This is a genomic window from Streptomyces sp. NPDC005402 (genome assembly GCF_040606575.1).
GTDB lineage: Bacteria > Actinomycetota > Actinomycetes > Streptomycetales > Streptomycetaceae > Streptomyces.
The window spans coordinates 206,442-224,111 of record NZ_JBEXFB010000005.1 but is presented as its reverse complement, the minus strand read 5'-3'; the positions used below and the strand labels follow the sequence as shown (position 1 = coordinate 224,111).

Annotated in this window: 17 protein-coding genes and 1 pseudogene; 4 read left to right on the top strand and 14 right to left on the bottom strand. The window is 69.7% G+C overall.

What is annotated here, in order from left to right:
- Positions 1 to 193: 193 nt before the first annotated feature.
- Positions 194 to 1,204, bottom strand: coding sequence for a helix-turn-helix domain-containing protein (locus ABZT02_RS11775; RefSeq protein ID WP_356016679.1), 1,011 nt, complete (start codon positions 1,202 to 1,204; stop codon positions 194 to 196).
- Positions 1,205 to 1,430: 226 nt separating this feature from the next.
- Here ABZT02_RS11775 and ABZT02_RS11770 point away from each other — a divergent pair, with 226 nt between their 5' ends.
- The gene (locus tag ABZT02_RS11770) at positions 1,431 to 2,390 is read left to right on the top strand and encodes a LysR family transcriptional regulator (protein WP_356016677.1); all 960 of its coding nucleotides are present in this window, start codon (positions 1,431 to 1,433) and stop codon (positions 2,388 to 2,390) included.
- Positions 2,391 to 2,477: 87 nt separating this feature from the next.
- Positions 2,478 to 3,269 (top strand): CPBP family intramembrane glutamic endopeptidase, encoded by a 792-nt coding sequence (locus tag ABZT02_RS11765; protein WP_356017115.1) that lies wholly within the window; start codon positions 2,478 to 2,480, stop codon positions 3,267 to 3,269.
- Between the two features lie 297 nt (positions 3,270 to 3,566).
- Here the strand turns inward: ABZT02_RS11765 and ABZT02_RS11760 are convergent, their stop codons facing one another.
- From ABZT02_RS11760 to ABZT02_RS11735, 6 genes are all read right to left on the bottom strand, one after another.
- Positions 3,567 to 3,770 carry a cold-shock protein gene (locus ABZT02_RS11760; protein ID WP_020120296.1) on the bottom strand — a complete coding sequence of 68 codons (204 nt, stop codon included), beginning with the start codon at positions 3,768 to 3,770 and terminating at the stop codon, positions 3,567 to 3,569.
- A 533-nt stretch (positions 3,771 to 4,303) separates the two neighbouring features.
- Positions 4,304 to 4,972 (bottom strand): response regulator transcription factor, encoded by a 669-nt coding sequence (locus ABZT02_RS11755; protein ID WP_356016675.1) that lies wholly within the window; start codon positions 4,970 to 4,972, stop codon positions 4,304 to 4,306.
- Positions 4,969 to 6,249, bottom strand: a complete 1,281-nt coding sequence (locus tag ABZT02_RS11750; protein WP_356016673.1) for a sensor histidine kinase — start codon at positions 6,247 to 6,249, stop codon at positions 4,969 to 4,971. Before ABZT02_RS11750 ends, ABZT02_RS11755 begins: the two co-directional genes overlap by 4 nt.
- A gap of 27 nt (positions 6,250 to 6,276) precedes the next feature.
- Positions 6,277 to 7,116: an ABC transporter permease gene (locus ABZT02_RS11745; protein WP_356016671.1), complete on the bottom strand. Its 840-nt coding sequence runs from the start codon at positions 7,114 to 7,116 to the stop codon at positions 6,277 to 6,279.
- Positions 7,113 to 8,051, bottom strand: coding sequence for an ATP-binding cassette domain-containing protein (locus ABZT02_RS11740; protein WP_356016669.1), 939 nt, complete (start codon positions 8,049 to 8,051; stop codon positions 7,113 to 7,115). The genes ABZT02_RS11745 and ABZT02_RS11740 overlap by 4 nt, the downstream gene beginning before the upstream one ends.
- A 347-nt stretch (positions 8,052 to 8,398) precedes the next feature.
- Positions 8,399 to 8,752: a VOC family protein gene (locus ABZT02_RS11735; RefSeq protein WP_356016667.1), complete on the bottom strand. Its 354-nt coding sequence runs from the start codon at positions 8,750 to 8,752 to the stop codon at positions 8,399 to 8,401.
- Between the two features lie 518 nt (positions 8,753 to 9,270).
- On the opposite strand from ABZT02_RS11735, the gene ABZT02_RS11730 reads away from it, so the two are divergent.
- Both ABZT02_RS11730 and ABZT02_RS11725 read left to right on the top strand, forming a co-directional pair.
- Entirely contained in the window at positions 9,271 to 9,567 is a 297-nt protein-coding gene (locus ABZT02_RS11730; protein WP_356017113.1) for an STAS domain-containing protein, read from the top strand.
- Positions 9,567 to 10,493 (top strand): anti-sigma factor RsbA family regulatory protein, encoded by a 927-nt coding sequence (locus ABZT02_RS11725; RefSeq protein ID WP_356016665.1) that lies wholly within the window; start codon positions 9,567 to 9,569, stop codon positions 10,491 to 10,493. Before ABZT02_RS11730 ends, ABZT02_RS11725 begins: the two co-directional genes overlap by 1 nt.
- 425 nt (positions 10,494 to 10,918) lie before the next feature.
- Here ABZT02_RS11725 and ABZT02_RS11720 read toward each other — a convergent pair whose 3' ends face one another.
- The 7 genes and pseudogenes from ABZT02_RS11720 to ABZT02_RS11690 form a co-directional block, all read right to left on the bottom strand.
- Positions 10,919 to 11,746 carry a MarR family transcriptional regulator gene (locus ABZT02_RS11720; RefSeq protein ID WP_356016663.1) on the bottom strand — a complete coding sequence of 276 codons (828 nt, stop codon included), beginning with the start codon at positions 11,744 to 11,746 and terminating at the stop codon, positions 10,919 to 10,921.
- A gap of 132 nt (positions 11,747 to 11,878) precedes the next feature.
- On the bottom strand, positions 11,879 to 13,522 hold the full coding sequence (locus ABZT02_RS11715; RefSeq protein ID WP_356016661.1) for a serine hydrolase: 1,644 nt from the start codon (positions 13,520 to 13,522) through the stop codon (positions 11,879 to 11,881).
- A 136-nt stretch (positions 13,523 to 13,658) separates the two neighbouring features.
- Positions 13,659 to 13,766, bottom strand: a pseudogene (locus tag ABZT02_RS11710) (IS5/IS1182 family transposase); the annotation flags it as partial.
- 149 nt (positions 13,767 to 13,915) lie between these two features.
- Entirely contained in the window at positions 13,916 to 15,133 is a 1,218-nt protein-coding gene (locus tag ABZT02_RS11705) for an acyl-CoA dehydrogenase family protein (RefSeq protein WP_356016659.1), read from the bottom strand.
- Position 15,134: 1 nt separating this feature from the next.
- Positions 15,135 to 16,109 carry a 3-hydroxyacyl-CoA dehydrogenase NAD-binding domain-containing protein gene (locus ABZT02_RS11700; RefSeq protein ID WP_356016657.1) on the bottom strand — a complete coding sequence of 325 codons (975 nt, stop codon included), beginning with the start codon at positions 16,107 to 16,109 and terminating at the stop codon, positions 15,135 to 15,137.
- Entirely contained in the window at positions 16,106 to 16,855 is a 750-nt protein-coding gene (locus ABZT02_RS11695; RefSeq protein ID WP_356016655.1) for an acetoacetate decarboxylase, read from the bottom strand. Before ABZT02_RS11695 ends, ABZT02_RS11700 begins: the two co-directional genes overlap by 4 nt.
- Positions 16,856 to 16,862: 7 nt before the next feature.
- Complete coding sequence (locus ABZT02_RS11690) at positions 16,863 to 17,651, bottom strand: crotonase/enoyl-CoA hydratase family protein (protein WP_356016653.1); 789 nt, start codon at positions 17,649 to 17,651, stop codon at positions 16,863 to 16,865.
- Positions 17,652 to 17,670: the final 19 nt, after the last annotated feature.

Genomic DNA, 17,670 nt, shown 5'->3' with positions numbered 1-17,670 from the left:
GGTCGCCGGCTCTGTGCCTCGCGCTAGTGCGCCGTGATCGTCACGTGCTGAGCCGGTGCCGATCTGGCCGCCAGGACGGAGCAGCAGCCGAGCACCAAGAGTGCGATCAGCGCAGCCTTGACGGCTCGCCCCATGTGGTTCCCCCTGGTCGTTCAACGCTTGCGAAGACAGTGCCATGCACCTGCACGGGCCGCTATGTTTTCGAACCTCTTCGAAACGTCGTCCCGGTGCCGGCGAGCAGGTTGAGAGCCAGTGACGTCGCCTTGTGCTCGACGTGCTTGCCGTCTCGCCTGCTCACGACGAGTCCTGCCCCGCGCAGGACGCCTATCTGGTAGCTCGCGCTGGCCGGTGCGAGTTCGAGGGCCTGCGCCACCTCGGTGGTGGTGCGTGCGGGATGGCCTGCCACGTCGACGAGGACCGCACTCCTGGTGCGGCCGAGCAGTCGTTCCAGCCGTTCCTCGCCTGCTCGGGCGATGTCGAGAGGCTGCTTCATGACGGGGTAGACGAGGACCGGATCGAGATCGGGATCAGCAAGGGCCGTGGGTCTGCGCCAGCAGAAATACGACGGCACGAGCATCAACCCCCGCCCTTCCAGCCGCAGTTCCCGGTCGACGGGATAGTCCACGTCCAGATACGGCGGGTTCCAGCGGGCGAAGGGGTGCAGGCCCTCCAGGAGGGCGGCGGTGCCTCCGTCGAGTACGGCCCGGGTGCGGACCGACACGTCGTCGCCGACGGCCGAACGGACATGCCGCCAGTAGGGTTCCAGGAGTGTGTGGAACGAGCCCCGCAGCGCGTCGGAGACCAGGCTGAGCGAGGCGGTAGGTGGTTCATGGGGGCCTCGCAGCCAGCCCGGCACCGGCCGTGTGCCGGCGAATCGCGTCAGTTCCGCCGCCAATCGGTCACGGGGCGTCGCCCGTAGTTTTTCGAGACCCGACTCCAAGCACTCGCCGGTGACCGGGGGCGTCAGGAAGTCGGGGATGTAGCCGGAGGCCGGGATGACGGTGCGCAGGGTGCCCAGGGCATGTGCGGCTCGACGGTCTCGCGACAGCCGCTGACCTGTCTCGCGGCGCCAGTGTCCGAACTCCACGACCCCCTGACGCGTCTGGAGGCGGCACACCGCGCACACCAACTCCCATAGAGGATCGGGTTGCTGAGCAATGCGGACGTTCTCGAGATCGCCCCAGCTGAAATGGATACGAAGCAAGTGACTCCTTGAGAAGGGCGGTGTGGACGCACCGGACCGGGCACGCTCGACGCCGGGGCGGAGACGGCCTAATAAGGCAGGAATCACCGCGCCGGACGACTCCTGAAGCGTCCGGCTCATCCTGCTCCGTCGGCCAAGTCGGTCCCATAGATCCTGATGTAGTGGGCTTGGAAGGGAAAGCCGAGAGGGAGAAGAGGATGCCCTTCCTGTCGATAAGCTTTCATTTATGACTGCTGGTGGCGGATCCGGGGGTAAGCGAGAGCCGAGTCTCCACCAACTTCGACTCTTCCTGGTCCTCGCTCAGGAACTGCACTTCGGGCGCGCGGCAGCGCGGGTCTACGTCACTCAACCGGCCTTCAGCCAGCAGATCAGATCGCTGGAGCAGCGGCTCGGTGTCGTACTCGTCGAGCGCGGCGGCCGGAACGTGCGGCTCACCGCAGTCGGCCGGTCCATCGCCGAGGAGGCCCGGACGGTGGTCGACGCCATGACCCGACTGCGACAGGCAGCCGACCGTCATGTCGGCGCGACAGGTGGGCTGTTGAGGATCGGCAGTCTCGGCGCCGAGGCCGCCATGCCCTACGCCCAGGCCATCCTCGCCGACCTCCGCGCTCGGCACCCCGACCTGGAGATCGAGGTCCGCAATCTGACCTTCGTCGACATGTTCAGCACGCTGCTCAGCGGGGAGGTCGACGCCGCCTTCCTCCGCGGCCCCCTGCCGGGCGGGATCCAGTCCCTGCACCTGGCGTCCGAGGCCCGGGTGGTCTGTCTCTCCGCCGACGACCCGCTCGCCGACCGCGACACCCTCACGCTCGGCCAACTCGCCGATCGCACGGTCGTCGACATGCCTCCGGAAGTACCCCGCTCGTGGTGGAACCACCTGACGGTCAACCCCCGCCCCGACGGCACCAGGGTCCGCTTCGGCCCTGTGGTCAGAGACACCGAGGCCATGGTCCTCGCCGTCACCCAAGGGAGGGCGATCACCTTCCTGCCCGCCGCGGCCCGCCGCCTGTACCCGCGCGTCGGCCTCACTTACGTCGACTGCCCGGAGCTGGGCCTCTCGACGGCCGAACTCGCCTGGCTGCCCGACAGCCGCGACGAACCAGCCGTCTCCGCCCTGCGCGAGGCAGCCCGCCGGACAGTCCGGCAGCCCGGCAGTCCTGTTCTCGACTTTGCGTCCGACGCGTGACGGGGCGGGCCGTCCCAAGAGCCCGCGCAGGCGGCGTTCGATAGCGCAGGGCGGCGAGCAGGTTCCCGCAGTTACGCTCACCGCGTGATGCACCGGTGGAAAGGGCACGTAAGCCGCCATCCCCTGTGGGGGGCCGTCGAGTTCACGCTCGCCTGGCATGTGGTGCTGGTACTGCTCGCCAAGGTGATCCTGCCGCCCCTGGCACCGTCCTGGTTCCCCGACCTGGGCGCAACCGTGGTCAACGCGGCCTGTTTCGCGGGCACTTGGATCGTCCTGCGGCGGTGGGGATGGCTGCGCGTGAGCGGGGTCGCCGTGCTGGGTGGACTGCGGCGCTGGTGGCTGGTTCTGCCGATGCTCGTCGTGGCCTGCTCGTACGCAGTGGCGGGCCTTGAGGGCCGTACGACCCTGCTGGTCAGCAGTCTGGTCTCACTGCTGTGGGTGAGCATCAACGAGGAGACCTACAGTCGCGGCCTGGTGCAGCAAATCCTCACGCCACTCGGTCCGTTGCGGGCGGCGATCGGCGTCGGTTTCCTGTTCGGCGCCGGCCACTTCCAGAACTACCTGTTCTTCGGCGCCCCGTTGGACGACACGCTGTGGCAGATGCTGTCCGCCGGCCTGTTCGGCTTCACCTGCGCCGGGCTGCGGTACGCGATCGGCTCGATCTGGCCGATGGTCGCCGTCCACGCGTTGGACGACTTCTTCCAGATCCGTTCGCCGGGTGCGGCGCCGGACTGGTGGCAGGTGTGCGTATACGTCTTCCATGCCGCTTACGGTGTGTGGCTGCTGCGCCACTACGGCACCGGAGATGCCCTTTTCGCGCGGGGCGTCGCGCGTACGGGCCCTGACGAGCGCCCCGAGCAGGCGGGGGCGCGGGAATGACAACCAGCCGTTACGCCATCTGGGGGTGCGGCGGGCGAGCAAGCACATGGTCGAGGGCCACCATGCCAGTGAGGCGCACGGCGGCCGGCGAGGCAGGTCGATTGCCCGATTGCCGGCGCGGCTGATCCTCGTGTCCTGTTCGGCACAGGGCACGAACAGGACACGAGAACCGGCGTTGTGTCGCAGCTGTCGCCGCGGTGAGCCGGGGAGCCGAAGCAACCCTGGGTCACGGTTGCGGCAGGCGGCAAGGCCGACATCCTGAAGCCAGGTATGCCGGGCCTTGCCGCAGCAGCGCGATCAGACCGGGCGGATGTTCTCCGCCTGCGGGCCCTTCTGGCCCTGGGTGACGTCGAACTCGACCTTCTGGCCTTCCTGCAGTTCGCGGAAACCCTGGGCGGCGATGTTGGAGTAGTGGGCGAAGACGTCCGGGCCGCCGCCCTCCTGCTCGATGAAGCCGAAGCCCTTTTCGCTGTTGAACCACTTGACAGTGCCCTTGGCCATAACCGTCTCCTTAGAGGGAAACCGGGCCCGCACTCTGCGCGCCCGGGAGGTGATCGCCCTGGTCCGGAGAGGCGCTGACACGCAAGAACGCCCGTGATGGCGATCACGGGCGAACGGAACTTCGGAACCACGACTGCTGGATCACGACGCTACACCCGCAGAGTGGCCGCCGCCACCGAGAAGGCGCCCGACTGGAGCACTCGTTCCTCCTCTTGGAGTCCCACGCGACGGCCTGCGGCTGTTTCTAGGCGGCCGGAATGTGCTGCACCCGAGCGAAACCGATGGCACGGGCCCACCGCTCGAACGTGGCTGACGGGGAGTCAGCGGAAGTGGCCGGGCGGGGGCGGCGGAGTGGTTGACGAAACGAAGTGACTGACGGAGCCGAGGCTGTGCCCCCTGGGACGGGTGGGGTCGCCGTCGCGGGTGTCGTCGTACACAAACAGCGGCACGATCGCCTCGTTTCGGCCGTACGGGTGAGCTCGGCGTCCAGGCAGCGGGCCAGGTGTCCTCGGTGATGGCGACGGTTCCTCGGTTCAGTCCCCGTTGGGCCGGGCGAGACCGAGGTCGTAGGCGAAGATCACTGCCTGGATGCGGTCGCGGGCGCCGATCTTGGCCAGGACCCGGCCGACGTGGGTCTTGACCGTGGACTCGGACAGGACGAACCGGGCCGCGATCTCACCGTTGGTCCAGCCCTTGCCGACGGCGACGAGGATCTCGCGCTCGCGGTCGGTGAGGGAGCTCAGCCGCGGATCCTCGGCGGAGTCGCTTCTGTGGGCGGGGACGTACCTGGTGTACTCGTCCAGGAGGCGGCGGGTGAGGGCGGGTGCGATGACGGCGTCGCCGACGGCAACGGCCCTGATGCCGGCCAGGAGCTCCTCGGGGCGCGCGTCCTTGAGGAGGAAGCCGCTGGCGCCGGCGCGCAGGGCGGCATGGACGTACTCGTCGAGGTCGAAGGTGGTGAGCACCAGGACACGCGAGCGGCCACCGGCGGCGACGATGCGTCGGGTGGCCTCGATGCCGTCCATGCCGGGCATACGGACGTCCATCAGGATGACGTCCGGGCGCAGCTCGGCGGCCTTGCGGACGGCCTCGGCGCCGTGGGCCGCCTCACCGACGACGTCGGTCTCGGCGACGGAGTCCAGGAGCAGATGGAAGCCGTAGCGTTGCAGCGGCTGGTCGTCCACGATCAGCACGGTGGTCATCGGTCACCGCTTCGGGGCGTGAGGTCGAGGACGGCGTCGACGCTCCATCCTCCGCCGTCCGTCGGCCCCGCGCTGACAGTGCCTCCGTACAGAGCCGCACGTTCCCGCATGCCCACCAGCCCATGTCCTTCCTCGCTCGGCGGTCCGGGCCGTGTGGCCGGGCCGGTGTCCTGGACACTTATCCTCAGCCGGCTGTCCTCGACGAGGATCGCCAGACGCACCCGGGTGCCGGTGGCGGCGTGCTTCAGGGTGTTGGTGAGGGCTTCCTGGACGATGCGATAGACCGTCAGCTGTACCCCACTGTCCAGAGCGTCCACGTCGCCGGAGGTCCGGTAGACGACCTCCAGTCCGGCGGCGCGCACCTTGGCGCACACGGTGCCGATGTCCCCGATTCGTGGCTGTGGGCTGAGTTCGGGACCGTCCGGGGGGCCGTCCGTGGCCTCGCGCAGTACGCCGAGCACGCGCCGCAGTTCGCCGAGGGCCTGTCGGCCCGCGTCGCCGATGAGGTGCAGGGCCTCCTTGCCCCGTTCGGGAGCGATGTCGCTGGCGTAGGCCCCCGCGTCGGCGAGCGTGATGATGACGGACAGGTTGTGGCCGACGATGTCGTGCATCTCGCGGGCGACACGGGTCCGTTCGGTGGCCGTGGCCAGCCTGCTGCGCTGGTCGCGCTCGATCTCCAACCGGGCTGCCCGGTCCCGCAGTCCGGCGAGCTGGGCCCGGCGGATCCGCACCATCAGACCGAGCGCGAGGGCCGCGGTCGCCGTGCTCAGCAGGAAGAACAGCGCGTCCCAGACGGACACCAACGGCGACACACGTACGGCGACCAGCACCATGGCGCCTGCCATGGCCGCACAGGCCCACGGCAGTTGGCGCAGCCGCCCGTGCAGGGTCAGGCTGTACAGGGCGACGAAGAGAGCGATGTCCGCGCGCAGCGGGACGTTCAGGGACCACTGCAGGACGAACACCGCCGTGATGGCGACGAAGGCCGCGAGGGGCCTGCGTCGCCGCCACAGCAGGGGCAGTACCAGGCCGGCCTGCAGTGCCAGCATCCCCGCGACGGGCAGGTCGGTGAAGGCGAACCGGAACCGGCGCGGACCGTCACCGTCACCTGGACCACCGTGGAACAGGTCGGGCAGGCAGAACATCAGGAAGACCAGGGCCACGACGGTGGTGTCCAGGACCCACGGATGTGTCCGGTCGGCGTGCCGGAGCCGCTGGCCGCCCCGGGACAGGCGGGCGACCAGCAGTCCCATCCCGCTGATGTCATCGATGGTCACGGGTGTCACCTGTTCATGGTGCAGGTGTCAGACGTCGGTGCGCGCGAGCCGGTAGGCCGCGCCGCCCAATGCCAGCGCTGTCCAGCAGAGGAAGACCAGCAGCCCGGCGCCCGGCGACAGGGTCGTGGCGTCGTGGGTCAGGGCGAACATCGCCTGTCCCGCGTTGGACGGCAGGTAGGGGCTGATGTCGTTCTGCCAGGAGCTCGGCAGCAGGGAGATCAGTCCCGGGACGAGCATCAGTGCGGCCACCAGCACCGAGATCCCGCCGGCCACTGACCGCAGCAGGGCGCCCAGGGCGGTGCCGATCACGCCGACCAGGCCGAGGTAGAGCCCTGCGCCGAGCAGGCTGCGCACCACCCCCGCGTGCGAGAGGTTCATGGCGGCGGGCGTGCCCGAGACGATGCCGCTCCCGATCAGGAAGGCGACGAAGCCGCCCAGTGTCCCCACGACCAGCGCGACCAGCCCGAACACGGCCGCCTTGGACCACAGCACCGGGAGTCTGCGCGGCACCGCCGCGAGCGTCGAGCGGATCATGCCGGTCGAGTATTCCCCCGCCGTGACCAGCACGCCGAGCACCCCCAGGGCCAGCTGCGCGAAGTTCGTACCGAAGAGGGACAGGCTGACGGCCGTGGCATCGGCGAAATCCCGGTCCGTGCGGCCGGAGTTGATCCCCGACTTGTAATGGCTCGCGGAGATCAGGCCGAAGGCCACCAGGAACAGCAGGCCGAGGCCCAGGGTGATCCACGTCGAGCGCAGGGACCACAGCTTGGCCCACTCGGAGGACAGCACCCGCCGTCCGGTCACCCGGTAGACAGGGCGGGCGGGGGCGGTCCGGGGTTCCTGGGCCGCTTCGGTGAGGGTGCTCATGCGGACCTCCCGAGGGTCTCGATCCCGGTCGTGGAGCCGTGGTACTCCACGGCATCCCTGGTCAGGTCCATGAACGCCTCCTCCAGTGACACCGTGTGAGCGCTCAACCCGAACAGCGCGATCCCGTGCTCGGCGGCCTTCAGGCCGATCTCCCGGGCGGTCAGCCCGGTCACCTGAAGCTCCTCGGAGCCGATCCGGCCGGTGACCTCGACGCCCGGTCCGGCCAGCACGTCCCGCAGCCGCGCCGGGTCCTCAGTCGCCACGTTCACCGTGTCACCGCCCGCCTCGCGGATCAGGTCCGCCACGGTCGTGTCGGCCAGCAGGCGCCCGCGCCCGACGACGATCAGGTGGTCCGCGACCAGAGCCATCTCGCTCATCAGGTGCGACGACACGAACACCGTCCGTCCGTCCTCCGCGAGCGTCTTCAGCAGGTTGCGGATCCAGAGCACACCCTCCGGGTCCAGCCCGTTGACCGGCTCGTCCAGCATCACCGTCTGCGGATCTCCCAGCAGCGCCGCCGCGATGCCCAGCCGCTGGCCCATCCCGAGGGAGAAGGCGCCGGCCCGCTTCTTCGCCACGCTGCCCAGCCCGGCGAGGTCGATGACCTCGTCCACCCGCCGGCCCGGGATGCCATGGGTCAGCGCGAGGGCCCTGAGGTGGTTGTACGCCGAGCGCCCCGGGTGGATCGACTTCGCCTCCAGGAGAGCGCCGACCTCCTGGAGCGGTGCCCGGTGCTGGGCGTAGTGGTGGCCGTTCACGGTGACGGAGCCGCTCGTCGCGGCGTCGAGGCCCACGATCATGCGCATGGTCGTGGACTTACCCGCTCCGTTGGGCCCCAGGAAGCCGGTCACCGTACCCGGCTTCACGACGAAGTCCAGCCCGTCGACGGCCGTTTTCTCTCCGTACCTCTTGGTCAACTGGCGTGCGTCGATCATTCGCGTTCTTTCTGTCGGTCTCCGGCGTCCGTGATCTCCGACGCCACACCGGCAACGCTAAGTGCCGAATCGACCGGATCCGGTGGTACCAGGAGGCTGAACCGCGCCGCAGACGTCGTACCGCGGTACTACGCGACTACCTGCGGTGCCTTACGTGCTCACCCCCAACACGGTGGCGGCGGCAGATGTCCGTCCGCTGCCGGGAGGCGGTCGCCGACGCCGCGACGGGACCCCGGCATCCGCGGCGCACAGGGCCCGCTCCGCACTCACGCCCCCCTTCCCAACCCGTGTCCCTGTCCCTGCCGAGAGCGTGGAGAGCTCGACGCGCAACGCGCATCGGGGGCCGTTCAGTAGTACTGGACCAGGCAGAATTCGTGGCCCTCGGGATCGGCCATCACGACGACCACGCCTTCGTCGTAATCGTGCCGTTCGCCGGTGGACCGACCGCCGAGGGCGATGACCTGGGCGATGCCCTGGTCGATGTCGTCGACTCCGATGTCGAGGTGCAGGCGTGCCTTCGCGCGCTTCGGCTCGGTCACAGGCTGGAAGTTGAGGCGGGGCTGTGGGTCGCCGGGACGGCCGAGGTAGACCCAGCCGGGGCGGGAAGGCAGGGTCGGGCGATCCAGCAACGCGCTCCAGAAGCCCGCTATCCGTTCCACGTCGAGGCAGTCGATGGTCACTCCGACCCAGCGGTTCGTCATGTCGTCAGCTCTCCTGAGTTGTCGGGTGGATGTCGGCGGCTCGGGCTTGCACGGTCCGGCAGCCGGTGAGGCCGGGGGCAACAATGCGCGGTGGGCCGCGTGCCAGGCTCCCAGGAAGACCTCTCGGAGCGTCGCAGCGATGCCGGAGAGACGTTCGGTCGGCAGTTCCTCGGATTCCCCGCTCTGGACGGGCACCGGTGGCGTGGACGACTCCTCCCGCGCTGACGACCACGTCCCATGCCCAGAGGATGCCGCGGGCAGCGAGGAGGCCGGCCAGCGCGGCCGGCACGGGGACGTCGACCTCTGCCGCGACTGCGTTGTCCGCGTCGAGGCCTGTGGGCTCGCGCAGGTCCAACTGCGGCCGGACGTCACCTCCGCCAGGCAGCCGCCGCCTACACTCCAGCGGTAGGAGATACTGGGAAGCAAGGCAGCGGGCAACCAAGGGTGACAGTGTGGACAGTTCAAGGGAGGCGGACGGGCCGACGGCATCGCCGTCCCCGGCCGCGGGCGGCCTACGCGTGCGCCCGTTGACGGACCGGCCAGGATGGCAAGCCGTCGGCGAGATCAGCCTGCTCACCCGCCCGGCCTGGGAACAGACGCTGCACCATCTTGCTCGGAGCGACGAACAGGCGTGCCACTTGGAACTTTCCGCGGTCACCTTCGTCGACGTCGCCGGTGTCTCCGCCCTGGCGATGACGGCCCAGGACCTACCCCAGGGGCGACGCATCGTGCTCGAAGAACCGCCCGCCACCCTGCGGCGCGTTCTGGACCTGTTCTGGCCGGACCTGCTCACTGTCGAGGTGATGGGACGATGATGGAGCCCAGCACTGAACCGTTCGTCCATCCCGCCTTGTTCTACCAAGGTGAGAAGGAGTATTTGGACGGCACCGTGCCGTTCGTCCGCGACGGCCTGAAGGCCGGGGAGCCGGTGGCGGTGGCCGTGCCCGGGCCGAACCTTGCCATCCTCAAGGCGGCCCTGGGCGAGGACGTGGCCCAGGTGAAGTTCCTCGACATGACCGAGGCGGGGCGCAACCCCGGGCGGATCATCCCCAGGGTGCTGCGCGCCTTCGCGGACAGCCACCGCGAGAAGCGGGTGCGGATCATCGGTGAGCCGATCTGGGCCGGCCGCAGCACCGTGGAGTACCCGGCATGCGTCCAGCACGAGGCACTGATCAACCCGGCATTCGAGGGCCGGGAAGTCACCATCCTGTGCCCCTACGACGCCGACAGTCTCGACGAACAGGTACTCACCGACGCGTACGCGACCCATCCCCTGATCATCTCCGGCGGCAGGGAACAAGCCAGCACCGACTACGCCCCCGAGCACGTGGTCGCACGCTACAACCAGCCTCTGGAGCAGCCTGCGGCAGCCGAGGAAATCGTCTTCGACGCCGGCCAACTGCCGAGAGCCCGGCAGTTCGCGATCGAGCAGGCCGCGCGGCGCAGTCTTTCCGGTGTCCGCCTGGATGACGTGGCCCTGATCGTGGCCGAGCTGACCACCAACAGCGTCGTGCACGGCGGGGGTTCGGGCACCCTGCGCGTGTGGGCCGATGACGGCCATGTGGTGTGCGAGGTACGCGACCACGGGTTCCTGAACGATCCGCTCGCCGGCCGTCGCCCACCCGCACGGGACAAGCTCGGCGGCCGGGGCCTGCTTCTCGTGCACTCCCTCGCCGACCTTGTACGCGTCCACACCAGCCCTGAGGGAACGGCCATCCGCTGCTACATCAGTCACAACTGACCCCTTCCGCACAGGCGCCGGGCGGTCCGTCAACCAGGGCGAGAGTGGCCTGCAACGGCTACACCTCTGCTACCTGAGCGCGGCCGTCCAGCGCCGGTGTTCGGGAGGGAGGAGCGCGGCTTGGCCGTGGAATGGGCCGCGCGGAACCCACTTGCGGTGAAGGCTCCAGGGGAGCGACGGGGAAGTTTCCCGCCACCCGGGAAGCCCGCTGCTCGCTGTGTCCGTCGTCTTCCTCGCCTCGGGTGGCGGGAGTTGGACACCCCCGCCAGCTGGTCGACCTGTGCGTCACCGCGTGACATCAGGTCCGGATGACCAACGCGGACTCCGTAGTCATCAGCCTGGCGATGTACTCGTTGTCGCGGGCGCGCGGGCCGAGGACCCGCTGTACCGGATGGCGGATTCCTCGTCCGGTCAGTTCCCGCTCGTCACTGTGACCCCGCGGCCACCAGTGTCGCGGTGATGGGTTCGAGCGCGGCGGCCAGCTCGTCGAGTTCGGCGGGAGACAGGGCCTCGTAGGGTGCGGCGGCGAGCTCGTCGGTGAGGTATTCGACGCGTTGCTTGGTCTCGCGGCCCGCGTCGGTGAAGTGGCCGTCGGCGTCGACGAGCCCGCGCTCACGCAAGCCGTCCATGACCGCGGCCAGTCGCTCTTTCGGCAGATGATGGATGCGCCCGAACGACTCCGGCGGGTGGATGCCCTGTTCCAGCGCGGAGAGCACGTGGGCCTCCGTGCCGCCGATGCGCGCGCCGACGAGGGCGGCGACGTGCCCGTCGCCGCGGTGTTCGCGCAGCATGGTCGCGGAATGCCACAGCCGGGCCACCGCGTCGCCCGGCACCGGAAGGGCCCGCATCCCGGCGTACATGACCCGCCCTTCTGTGGGCGCGTTCGTCGCTGCTTCGGTGGTGAGGTCGGCGGCGCGCACCAGGCCGGGGGAGTCGGCCAGCTCCTCGCCGAGGATCCGTCGCAGGGAGGCGGCGCTGCCCCGCTCCCGGGCGGCGAGGGACGCCTCGGGCGGGATCGTCTCCCACGCGCTCGGGATGTGCCGCGCGGCCTCCCCGTCGGCGAAGCTGTAGAAGGCCGCGTGCACCACCTGCGCCGGCACCCGCCCCAACGGTGCGGCGCGGCTGGCGAAGTAGCCGTCCCAGTAGGTGCGGTGGCCGAGCGCGGCCAGCTCCTCGTTGCACTCGTCGGCGAAGTAGGTGACCAGGCAGATCGGCTCCAGAAGCTCGAACATGCGTCGAGCGGTGTGAGTCATGGCCTCCATCATGCCCGCGGTCACGTCCTGTGCGAGCTCGCGGCCGTGGCTCTGTGGACGAGGACATCTGGGCAGTGATCGAGCCGCTTCTCACAAGCAGGGCCGAGCCAAGGCCTTCATGAAAGCGCGAGGTTAGTCATTCCTCGTGAAGGTGCCGAGGCCGGTCGTGTCGAGGTTCTCGACCCGGACCTTGTCGGCGCGTCCGCCGGACCCGACGGTAAAGGTCACACCGGACAGGCCGACGGACATTTCGCCGGTGGTGCTGTAGCTGAAGGTGTCACCGTCGTAGTGGCGCAAGGCAAACCGTTGCTTCTTGGGCCCAAGTTGCATGGTGAGTCCACCCCCCTGGGTGCTGACGGTCATCGGGCCGTAGTAATCATTGGCGTACGTTCCGGTGTAGGCGCTGTTTGCCTTGGCGGGTGCGGGCGAGGCCGGAGGCTTGCTGTAGTCGACCTTCGAGTGTTCCGCATGCAGGGTTTGCTGGAAGAGCGGCCCGAGGAACTTCAGCCAGTCGACGGTCGGCCCGCCCGTCTGCGCGGTGTCGAGGAACGTGGTGGAGATCGCCTCGGGTACGCCGATGGGCTCGCCGTTCGTCAGGACGACGATGCCGAGCTTCTCCGAGGGCAACAACGCGACGTTGGTGGCCGCTCCCAGCGCGAAGCCGCCGGAGTGGCCGAGCTTCAGCCTGCCCTGGTCGTCGTAGCTCACATTCCAGCCGAGCCCGTAGAACCCGGTCCTTCCCGCGGGCGAGTGCGGCGGCTCGGAGACCATGTGCGGCACGTGGGTCTGCTCCAGTGCGTCGGCGTCGACGACCTGCCGGCCCTCGAATTTTCCGTTGCCCAGTTGCAGGCGCAGCCACTTCGTCATGTCACGGGCTGTGGAGCTGACCCCGCCCGCCGGGCTCTGGGCGTCCGGGTTGCGTACATGCTCGGCATGCCAGGCTTCCCCGGTCTTCACATGCAGGGCGGCCTTGTTGTCCGCTTTCTCGTAGTCGGCGAAGGAAGAGCTGGTGGAGTCCATGCCGAGCGGCCGGTACAGCTTGTCGACGGACAGCTTCTCCCAGCTGGTCCCGGCTGCACGTGCGGTGGCGACGGCGGCTTCGGTCAGCCCGAAGTTGGTGTACGCGTAGTGGGCACGGAAGGGAGCCAGCGGTTCGTGGCGGAGGTGGTCCAGGATGTACGAGCGGTCGTAGCCGAGGTCCTCCAGGAGGTCTCCGGCGTGGTCGGGCAGTCCGCTGCGATGCGAGAACAGGTCGGCCATCGTGACATGGCGGGTGACCCACGGGTCCTTGAGGGCGAAGCCGGAGCTGTGGCCGACGACCGGGTCGTCCCAGCCGACGGTCTTCTCGCCCACGGCCGCGGCGACCACGGTGGACGCGATGGGCTTGGAGACCGAGGCGAGCTGGAAGACGGTGTCCGGTCCGACCCGGTCCTTCATGCCTGCCGTCCGCAGGCCGAACCCCTTCAGATACAGCACCTTGTCGTCGTGCACCACACCCACGGCGACTCCGGGCACACCGGTGCGGCGCATGGCGTCTTGTACGACGTCGTCCAGCCGGCTCACAGCGTTCTCGACCTCGGCCCGGGTGAGCTGTCGCGGCGGCTGGGCGGGTGGGACGGTGGGCAGGGGCGACGTCGCGACGGCCGCACGCCCTGCGGCGGTCGTGTCGGCATCGGCCGCGGTACAGCCGACGGCCAGCGCCGCCAGCAGGCCCAGTGCCGCGGCGGAGCGAAGAGGGCGTGGGCATGCGCAATCGAGTCGGGACATGTCGTCCATGGAAGTCCCTCCTCCGGCCCCTGTCGCGCCTTGGAGGCCGTCCGGGGGATCCGGCGTAAGCCGTCCCGCTCGTTGGCTCGGGCGGACCTGCTGGTGGTGCCTGGAGTCGTGGCGGCAGGCCCGGGACCTCGGGTCCGGGTCGACCCACGCGGACAAGTTGCCGACCATGGACCGGCGGGACGGCGTCGAGCCGGGGCAGCAGCTGGGTGACGTCCTTGCGGTTGCCGCCGGTCAGCAGCCAGCTCCGGTCCTTCGAGTCGGTGGGCGTGGACGCTGATGCGACGCAGAAGGCCCCGGGACCTCCGGTCCCGGGGCACTGACCTGGTGGGATCCGCCGTTGGGCTGCCGTGTCTCAGCACGGCCCGTCCAACGGCGGGGGAGAGGCGCAACTCTTCACACGAAGGCACTCTGGCCCGTGATCGACTTGCCCACGATCAGGGTGTTCATCTCGCGGGTGCCCTCGAAGGAGTAGATCGCCTCGGCGTCGGCGAAGAAGCGGGCGATGTCGTGGTCGAGGAGGATGCCGTTGCCGCCGAAGATCTCCCGGCTCCAGGCCACGACCTCCCGCATCCGCGAGGTGACGAACGCCTTGGCCAGGGAGGAGTGTTCGTCGCGGAAGATCCCGGCGTCCTGGAGGCGGGCGAGCTGGACGAGCATGCCCCAGGAGGCGGTGATGTTGCCGAGGCTCTTGACCAGCAGGTCCTGCACGAGCTGGAAGCCGCCGATCGGGCGGCCGAACTGCTGCCGCTCCCGGGCGTAGTCCAGGGCCAGTTCGTAGGCACCGGTCATGATTCCGAGTGCCTGCCAGGCCACTCCGGCGCGGGTCGCGCGCAGGATCTCGGCGACGTCGCGGAAGGAGTTGATGTTCTGCAAACGGTTCGCCTCCGGCACCCGCACGTCGGTCAGGGTGATCTCGGCGTTTTCGACGATGCGGAAGGCGAGCTTGTTCTCGATCTTCACGGGGTCGAAGCCCGGCATGCCCTTCTCGACGACGAAGCCCTTGACGTGGTTGTCGTCCTCGTCCCGTGCCCAGACCACGACGTAGTCGGCGAAGGTGGCGTTGCCGATCCACTTCTTGGCGCCGTTGAGGACCCAGGTGTCGCCCTCGCGCCGGGCGGTGGTGCGCATGCCGCCCGCGACGTCGGAGCCTCCGAGGGGCTCGGTCATAGCGAACGCGCCGATCCTGTCCATCGCGGCCATCGCCGGCAGCCAGCGGTCGCGCTGCTCCTGGTCGCCGCCGGAGTAGATCGAGTACATCGCCAGCCCGTTGTGGACGCCGAAGAAGGTGGCGACCGAGGCGTCGGTACGGGTCATCTCGAGGGCGAGCATGCCGGTCAGGAGGTTGCTCGCGGCGGGCTTGTGGTCGCCGTAGCCCTCGTAGGGCAGTCCGGCGAGGCCGCTGTCGCGGAACAGGCCGATGAGCTCCTTGGGGAACGCGCCCTTGGCCCAGTTGTCGTTCACCAGTGGCTTGATCCGGTCGCGCATGAGGGCGCGGGCCTTGAGGAGTACCTTGCGCTCGTCGTCCGGGAGCAGCGACTCGTAGTGGTAGAAGTCGGCGGTCAGTTCGTCGGTGACGGGGCCGGGCGTGGTGGGCCGCGGGGTGGTGGTCATCTCAGTTCTCCTCCTTCGGGGTGGCCGTCCCGGTGGTCCGGCCGGCGTCGGCCAGTGCGTCCAGGACCGCCAGTTGCTTGCGGTCGCGCGTCTCGGCGAGTTCCGGGTACGTGCAGGAGCCGTAAGCCTTCTCCACGGCTTCGATGAGCCGTTCCTGCTGGTCGGGGGTCTGCGCGGGGCGGCCGAGGCCGTCCCACATGTCCTGCATCGAGGCGCCGATGTGTTCGACGAGGTGCCGGTACCCGCCGGGGCCGCCGCCGAGATGCGAGCCGAGGAACGGCCCGACCGTGGCCCAGCGCAGGCCAAGGGAGTTGGTCACCACCTTGTCGAGGTCCTCGGGGGTCACCACGCCCTGCTCGACGAGGTACACCGCCTCGCGGCTGAGCGCGTTCTGCAGGCGGTTGCCGACGAAGCCGGGGATCTCCTTGCGCTCGACCACCGGGGTACGGCCGACCGCGGTGTAGAAGTCCAGCGCGGCCTGTACGGCATCCGCACCGGTGCGTTCGCCCGGCACGACCTCGACGAGCGGGACCAGGTGCGGCGGGTTGAAGGGGTGGCCGATCAGGACGCGGGCGGCGTCTTCGTCCGCCAGCTCGTTCGTGAACGCGGTCGACGGGATCGCGGACGAGGAGCTGAGCAGCAGCGCGTGGGCGGGTGCCTCACGGGCCAAGGTGGCGAACAGGCCCTGCTTGAACTCGACGCGCTCCGGGCCGTTCTCCTGGACGACGTCCGCGTCCCGGACCGCATCGGTGACGTCGGCCGCGATGTGGACGCGGTCGGCGAGGCCGGTCACGTCCAGGCCGCGGGCGGCCAGGTGCGGGGCGTACTGCGTCAGGGCGTCGGTGACGGCCTCGGCGAGGTCCTCGCGCGGGTCGCTCACCCGGACGGTCAGGCCGTGGGCGGCGAACAGTGCCGTCCAGGACAGTCCGATGGTTCCGGCGCCGATGACGGCGGCCGTACGGAAGGGGCGGGTCATGAGGAAGCGCCTCCCTTCAGGTAGTCGTGGACCGGCTCGACGCCGGACAGCGTCAGGTCGGTGAGGATGTGGCTGGCGGAAACGACCTCCAGCACCGGCAGATCGGCCAGCGGGGCGAGCACGTGCTGGAAGAGCTGGAGGCGGGCGGGTCCGGTCCAGGCGCCCTTGACGGTGAGGTCGGTGATACGGGTGCGGACGAGTTCCTGCACGCGCGGCATGCCGTCGTAGCCGGGGACGGTCTTGAGCATGAACGTCGGCACGGTGATCTGCGCCTCGGCCTCGCGTCGGTCGAGTTCGTGGTGCTTGTAGCCCATGGTCGCGGTGGCGACCCGCAGCGAGCCGTGGTCGAGGGTGCCGACGACCGCGCCGGAGTCGACGTACAGCGACGGGGAGCCGATGACCTTCGGGTAGGCGGCGACCTCGCGGCCGGAGGCGGTCGCCGGGAAGTTGTCCAGGTACATCGCGTGCAGGTACTCGCCCTGCTCGCCGTCGAAGCTGACGGGGATCGCCTGGCCGGCCTCCGTGTAGGGGCCGTAGCCGCTGACGTCGCCCATCTTCATGACCTCGAACCGGACCAAGGGCTCTTCGACACGCAACGGTTCGGGGACGACGGCCCGCACGGCGTCGAGGTCGGTGCGGTAGACGATGTTGAGGTACTCGCGGTCGGTGAACCGCGGGATCAACGGCGCGTACGCCGGGCTGGTGAGCGGGGTGGTGAGGTGCTGCCGTACGTCCTCGGTCCTCATGCCGGCCTCACCGCCCAGTCCACCGCGCCGGGCGGCGCTCGGCGAAGGCGGTCATGCCCTCACGTACGTCGTCGGAGGCCATCAGGGTCTTCATCTGTGTGCGCTGGAAGGCGAAGGCCTCGGCGTCGGGGGCGCCGTCGGCGGCGCGGACGACGCGCTTGACGGCTGCCAGCGCGAGCGGGGCGTTGTCCGTGAGCCGTTCGGCCAGCCGGAGTGCCTCGGCGACGGCCTGCCCCTTCGCGGTGACCCGGTTGGCCAGGCCCAGGTCACCGGCGCGGCGGCCGTCGACGGGCTCGCCGGTCAGCAGCAGCTCCATGGCCAGGTGATGCGGGACGCGCTTGGGCAGCCGGATCACGCCGCCGCCCGCGGCGATCAGGCCCCGCCTGACCTCGGGCAGGCCGAACCTGGCGTCCTCGGCCGCGACGATCAGGTCGCAGGCCAGGGCCAGTTCGAAGCCACCGCCCATGGCGAAGCCTTCCACGGCGGCGATCAGGGGCTTGGTGGGCTCGGCCTCGGTCAGGCCGCCGAATCCGCGGCCCTCGATCTCGGGGGACTCGCCGCGCAGGGCGGCCTTGAGGTCCATACCGGCGCTGAACGTGCCGCCCTCGCCGGTCAGGACGCCGGCCCGCAGAGTGGGGTCGGCCTCCAGTGCGTCGAGTGCGTCGGCCAGGGCGGAGGCGACCGCGGCGTTCACGGCGTTGCGGGCCTCGGGGCGGTCGAGGGTGATCAGCAGGGTGGAACCGATGCGTTCGGTGCGTACGACGGGGGAGTGGGGGTGTTCTGCGGTGGTGCTCATGGCTGTCTTCCTGACTGTC

Bases quoted from the DNA above. Each gene is read 5' to 3' on its own strand.
- ABZT02_RS11740 (WP_356016669.1), bottom strand. From the start codon at position 8,051: ATGATCGACGCACGCCAGTTGACCAAGAGGTACGGAGAGAAAACGGCC.
- ABZT02_RS11715 (WP_356016661.1), bottom strand. From the start codon at position 13,522: ATGGACGACATGTCCCGACTCGATTGCGCATGCCCACGCCCTCTTCGC.
- ABZT02_RS11745 (WP_356016671.1), bottom strand. From the start codon at position 7,116: ATGAGCACCCTCACCGAAGCGGCCCAGGAACCCCGGACCGCCCCCGCC.
- ABZT02_RS11700 (WP_356016657.1), bottom strand. From the start codon at position 16,109: ATGACCCGCCCCTTCCGTACGGCCGCCGTCATCGGCGCCGGAACCATC.
- ABZT02_RS11735 (WP_356016667.1), bottom strand. From the start codon at position 8,752: ATGACGAACCGCTGGGTCGGAGTGACCATCGACTGCCTCGACGTGGAA.
- ABZT02_RS11765 (WP_356017115.1), top strand. From the start codon at position 2,478: ATGCACCGGTGGAAAGGGCACGTAAGCCGCCATCCCCTGTGGGGGGCC.
- ABZT02_RS11695 (WP_356016655.1), bottom strand. From the start codon at position 16,855: ATGAGGACCGAGGACGTACGGCAGCACCTCACCACCCCGCTCACCAGC.
- ABZT02_RS11720 (WP_356016663.1), bottom strand. From the start codon at position 11,746: ATGACTCACACCGCTCGACGCATGTTCGAGCTTCTGGAGCCGATCTGC.
- ABZT02_RS11705 (WP_356016659.1), bottom strand. From the start codon at position 15,133: ATGACCACCACCCCGCGGCCCACCACGCCCGGCCCCGTCACCGACGAA.
- ABZT02_RS11690 (WP_356016653.1), bottom strand. From the start codon at position 17,651: ATGAGCACCACCGCAGAACACCCCCACTCCCCCGTCGTACGCACCGAA.
- ABZT02_RS11770 (WP_356016677.1), top strand. From the start codon at position 1,431: ATGACTGCTGGTGGCGGATCCGGGGGTAAGCGAGAGCCGAGTCTCCAC.
- ABZT02_RS11725 (WP_356016665.1), top strand. From the start codon at position 9,567: ATGGAGCCCAGCACTGAACCGTTCGTCCATCCCGCCTTGTTCTACCAA.
- ABZT02_RS11755 (WP_356016675.1), bottom strand. From the start codon at position 4,972: ATGACCACCGTGCTGATCGTGGACGACCAGCCGCTGCAACGCTACGGC.
- ABZT02_RS11760 (WP_020120296.1), bottom strand. From the start codon at position 3,770: ATGGCCAAGGGCACTGTCAAGTGGTTCAACAGCGAAAAGGGCTTCGGC.